6 protein-coding genes are annotated in these 3,974 nt (G+C 69.4%); 3 read left to right on the top strand and 3 right to left on the bottom strand.

Annotated features, from left to right (window positions below; genetic code table 11):
* Nucleotides 1-591 (bottom strand): hypothetical protein (locus tag G6022_RS14385; RefSeq protein WP_182691827.1); only part of this gene is annotated, 591 nt, incomplete at its 3' end.
* Nucleotides 592-662: 71 nt separating this feature from the next.
* Here G6022_RS14385 and G6022_RS14380 point away from each other — a divergent pair.
* Nucleotides 663-1,193, top strand: coding sequence for a peptidylprolyl isomerase (locus G6022_RS14380; protein ID WP_179524029.1), 531 nt, complete (start codon nucleotides 663-665; stop codon nucleotides 1,191-1,193).
* 133 nt (nucleotides 1,194-1,326) lie between these two features.
* Nucleotides 1,327-2,061, top strand: a complete 735-nt coding sequence (locus G6022_RS14375) for a rhomboid family intramembrane serine protease (protein ID WP_182639464.1) — start codon at nucleotides 1,327-1,329, stop codon at nucleotides 2,059-2,061.
* On the opposite strand, the gene G6022_RS14370 is transcribed toward G6022_RS14375, so the two are convergent.
* Nucleotides 2,051-2,557: a PH domain-containing protein gene (locus G6022_RS14370; RefSeq protein WP_182639463.1), complete on the bottom strand. Its 507-nt coding sequence runs from the start codon at nucleotides 2,555-2,557 to the stop codon at nucleotides 2,051-2,053. The two genes, G6022_RS14375 and G6022_RS14370, sit on opposite strands and share 11 nt — an antisense overlap.
* 334 nt (nucleotides 2,558-2,891) lie before the next feature.
* A complete protein-coding gene (gene crgA, locus G6022_RS14365) occupies nucleotides 2,892-3,158 on the bottom strand; it encodes a cell division protein CrgA (RefSeq protein ID WP_179524031.1) in 267 nt (88 codons plus the stop codon).
* An 89-nt stretch (nucleotides 3,159-3,247) separates the two neighbouring features.
* Between crgA and G6022_RS14360 the strand changes: the two genes are divergently transcribed.
* A complete protein-coding gene (locus G6022_RS14360) occupies nucleotides 3,248-3,928 on the top strand; it encodes an aminodeoxychorismate/anthranilate synthase component II (protein WP_182653882.1) in 681 nt (226 codons plus the stop codon).
* The last annotated feature ends 46 nt before the right edge of the window (nucleotides 3,929-3,974 follow it).

Here is a 3,974-nt window from a genome sequence, read left to right as displayed (position 1 = left end):
GGGCCCCTCGGGATCGGGGGAGTCGATGGTGAGGTCCTCGCCGGTCTCGGACTCACCGGCGGCGGTGGAACCGGAAGTCGAGTCGGAGGGCGGCGCCGACGGGGTCCCGGAGGTCGACGCTCCCGCGGGCTCGGTGGAGGCCGTCGTCCTCGGAGTGGTCACGGGCGCGGCACCGGAACGCTCCTGGTCGCGCAGGAAGTACGCGGCGGCACCCGCGACGGCCGCGCCGCCCGCGAGCCCGACGATCCACAGGGGGGCGAGGCGGCGACGGGACTTGGGCTTCTCCTGCGGGGCGGTGAGAACGGACGACTGCTCCCGGAGGTCCTCGGCGTGCTGCTTGGCGTCCGCGGCCAGCTTGCCCAGGATCTCCGCCTGTTCCGCGCGGCGGTCCCGCAGCACCTGGATACCGCGGCTCGCGCCGAAGAGGGCCAGGCCCGCGGGCCCACGGGTCGCGGCCACGGCGGCCTCCCCGAGGAAGCGGGGATCCTTGAGGTCGAACGCCTTCCGGGCGGCGGTGCCGGCGTTCTTCAGGTCCTTCTCGGCGGACTTGATGGCCTTACGCTCGGCGGCGCGATCGCTTCGTGTGCTCATGGGTAGATGGTGGCACAGCCCTCGGACAGCGACCACCACCTCGCCGACATCCACCGGGACCGCGTGGCAGGATGGTCGTCGTGAGCATCGCAACGCAGAAGGCAACCATCCACACGAACAAGGGCGACATCGTCGTCGATCTGTTCGGCAACCACGCCCCGGAGACGGTCGCGAACTTCGTCGGTCTGGCCGACGGGTCGAAGGACTACTCCCAGGCCAACGCCAAGGGCGAGAAGTCCGGCCCGTTCTACGACGGTTCGATCTTCCACCGCGTCATCTCCGGGTTCATGATCCAGGGCGGCGACCCCACGGGAACCGGCCGCGGCGGCCCGGGCTACCAGTTCAAGGACGAGTTCCACCCGGAGCTCCAGTTCACCGAGCCGTACCTGCTGGCCATGGCCAACGCCGGCCCGGGGACCAACGGTTCGCAGTTCTTCGTCACCGTGGGCCCGACTCCGCACCTGAACAACCGGCACACCATCTTCGGGAAGGTCGCGGACGCCGACTCGCAGAAGGTCATCGACGCCATCGCCACCACCAAGACCGGCGCCATGGACCGCCCGGTCGAGGACATCGTGATCGAGTCGATCGAGATCTCCTGACTCCTGATCTCCTGACTCCTGATCCACAGGGTCGTGGCGACACGGCCCGGCCAGCGGCGCGGGCACCGGAACACCGGTCCCGCGCCGTCGGTCTATCCACGACGATCCAGGAACGGTGACAGCACACCAGCCCATGACCACCCAGACGCACAGCGGCGGCGCCGTCTCCCGCTTCTTCCGACGCCAGCCGGTGACCGCGTGGCTCATCACCGCCAACCTCGCGGTCTACGCCGCCACGGTCGCCCAGTCGCGGAGCATGCTCGGCAACCACACCTCGGCGCTGTTCGAGGCCACGGCGCTCTATCCGCCGCTGGTCGCGGCGCGGGACGAGTGGTGGCGCCTGATGACCTCGGCCTTCCAGCATTTCGGGCCGATGCACCTCCTGCTCAACATGTACATGCTGTGGATCCTCGGTCTGGGCATCGAGCGCAGCATCGGACACGCCCGGTTCTTCGCGCTGTACCTGGTCTCGGCCTTCGGCGGCTCCGTCGCCGTGATGTTCTACGGCCAGAACGCGCTCACGGCCGGGGCGTCCGGCGCCATCTTCGGCCTCATGGGTGCCTACGCGATCGTCGCGATGTCGATGCGCCTCGACGTCAAGGGGATCGGGATACTGCTGGTGCTCAACATCGGCGTGAGCTTCCTCGTTCCCGGCATCTCCCTCGCCGCCCACCTGGGCGGCCTGGTGGTGGGCGCGCTCGGAGCGCTCGTCCTGGTGGTCCTGCCCCGTCGACTGCCGGGACGGGTGGGCCGTGGCGGTCGGGAGACCGTGTCGTGGCTCGCCTACCTGGGACTGGTGGCGCTCGTCGCCGTGGCCGCCTGGTACGCGGCCGACACCATGCAGTTGGGCTACGTCCTCAGGCGCTAGATCCCGGGCCGCCAGCTTCAGGACCGCCGGGCCCCGGCCCCCGGGTCCCCCCGAATCCCAGGCCCACCAGCCTCTCCCTCACCTCACGCGGATCGGTCCCCAGGTCTCCCCGCGTGAACACGTCGAGCTGCTCCCGCCCCCGGTCGTCCACGTACTCCAGTCGCATGAGGTGCTGGCGCACGCCCCATCTCGCGACCCCGAGCGCGCGCGCCTCGACGACCTGCGCCGGCGGCACGAAGACCACGCCACCGAGCTTCTTGATCGCGAGCTGCCCGTCCACCACCTCTATCCGGGGACGCCGCATCAACTGCATCACCCCCGCGGGGACCACGAGCAGCGCCAGCAGCCCGGTGAGGATGAGCCCCAGGGGATCCCGGTTGGTCAGTCCCACCACCACCGCACCGACCCCGAGGGCGATCTGCGCGGCCGGCCACAGGGTCCCCGGGCCCCACGACGCGGCCTGGTGTCCGTCGGTGGACGCCGTTGTCTCACTCATCCCGCCATCCTCCCTTATCCACAGGCGGAATCCACAGTGTGGATGAATCACACGGGTGGAGTTCGATCCGCGTTCGAGAGGGCAGCACCCCGACCTGCGGCGTCGTCCTCGTCGTCGTCGTCGAGGGTTTATCCCCAGTGTGGAGGGAGTTGTCCACAGCCTGTGTGCGCGGGCGCGGGCATCGCTAACACCGGTCACTTCGCCGAATACACCACCGTGACCTGCATGGATGTCAATTCGATGAGAAAATGCAGGTCACCCCCCGCGTCGTGCGGGGGGTGACCTGTGAATTAAGCTGTGGAATGCGGGGAACGGGGTTCCGGTAGAACGGGTGTCAGCGCCAGTTCATGGTCATGAGCAGCCCGACCACGGCCAGCCCGAAACCGATGGCGAAGTTCTGCCAGGTCTCGAGGGACTGCATGAACGGGATCCGCTCACCGGCGATGTAGTAGGTCACCAACCACGCCAGGCCCAGGATCATGAGACCGAACATCACGATCAGGTACCACTGCGCGGTGGGCGTCCCCTTGACCTTGACGGGGGTGCGGCTGACGGCCGCGTCGGTGTACTCGGTCTTCGACCGGACCTTTGACTTGGGCATGACGTCCTCGCACTGGTGGGGCTGATCCAGGCCACTCTACCAAGACCCGCCGGGGACGTTCATCCCGACGACAGCAGTACGCTGCATCTATGCGCATCCTCGTCGTCGACAACTACGACAGCTTCGTCTACAACCTGGTCCAGTACCTGGGACAGCTGGGCGCGACGTGCGAGGTGTGGCGGAACGACGACGAGAGACTCGCCGGCCCGGACGGCGGCTACGACCCGGCGTCGCTCGCGGGCGTGGTCGCCGAGTTCGACGGCGTCCTGCTGAGCCCGGGCCCGGGGACGCCGGACCGGGCGGGAGCGACGATCCCGCTGATCGGGGTCTGTGGGCGCGCGGGTGTCCCGGTGCTGGGCGTGTGCCTGGGACACCAGGCGATCGGCGAGGCCTTCGGCGCCACGGTCGACAGGGCCGCTGAACTCATGCACGGCAAGACGAGCCGGGTCACCCACGACGACTCGGGCGTCCTCGCCGGGATCCCCAGCCCGTTCACGGCGACGCGCTACCACTCGCTGACGGTGCTCCCGGAGACCGTCCCGGAGGAACTCGTGCCCACCGCGTGGACCGGGTCCGGGCTGATCATGGCGATGCGGCACCGCGAACTGCCCGTCCACGGGGTCCAGTTCCACCCCGAGTCCGTGATGAGCGACGGCGGCCACCGCATGCTCGCCAACTGGTTGGGCATGTGCGGCGAGCAGCCTGCGGAGACCCTGGTGGCGGGCCTGGAGCAGGAGCTCGACCGGGCCCGCGGCGCCGCGCTCGCCTGACAGGCCGCACCGCCCGCACGCTGAGTCGACCACGCCCGGCGCCCAC

Origin of the sequence: Dietzia sp. Cai40 (assembly GCF_014145165.1) — a bacterium.
Classification (GTDB): Bacteria; Actinomycetota; Actinomycetes; order Mycobacteriales; family Mycobacteriaceae; genus Dietzia; species Dietzia natronolimnaea.
The sequence above is the reverse complement of the archived record's forward strand: the minus strand, read 5'-3'. Positions and strand labels throughout refer to the sequence as shown.

Coding starts and splice junctions, on each gene's coding strand:
- G6022_RS14360 (WP_182653882.1), top strand. CDS start 3,248: ATGCGCATCCTCGTCGTCGACAACTACGACAGCTTCGTCTACAACCTG.
- G6022_RS14375 (WP_182639464.1), top strand. CDS start 1,327: ATGACCACCCAGACGCACAGCGGCGGCGCCGTCTCCCGCTTCTTCCGA.
- crgA (WP_179524031.1), bottom strand. CDS start 3,158: ATGCCCAAGTCAAAGGTCCGGTCGAAGACCGAGTACACCGACGCGGCC.
- G6022_RS14380 (WP_179524029.1), top strand. CDS start 663: ATGGTCGTCGTGAGCATCGCAACGCAGAAGGCAACCATCCACACGAAC.
- G6022_RS14370 (WP_182639463.1), bottom strand. CDS start 2,557: ATGAGTGAGACAACGGCGTCCACCGACGGACACCAGGCCGCGTCGTGG.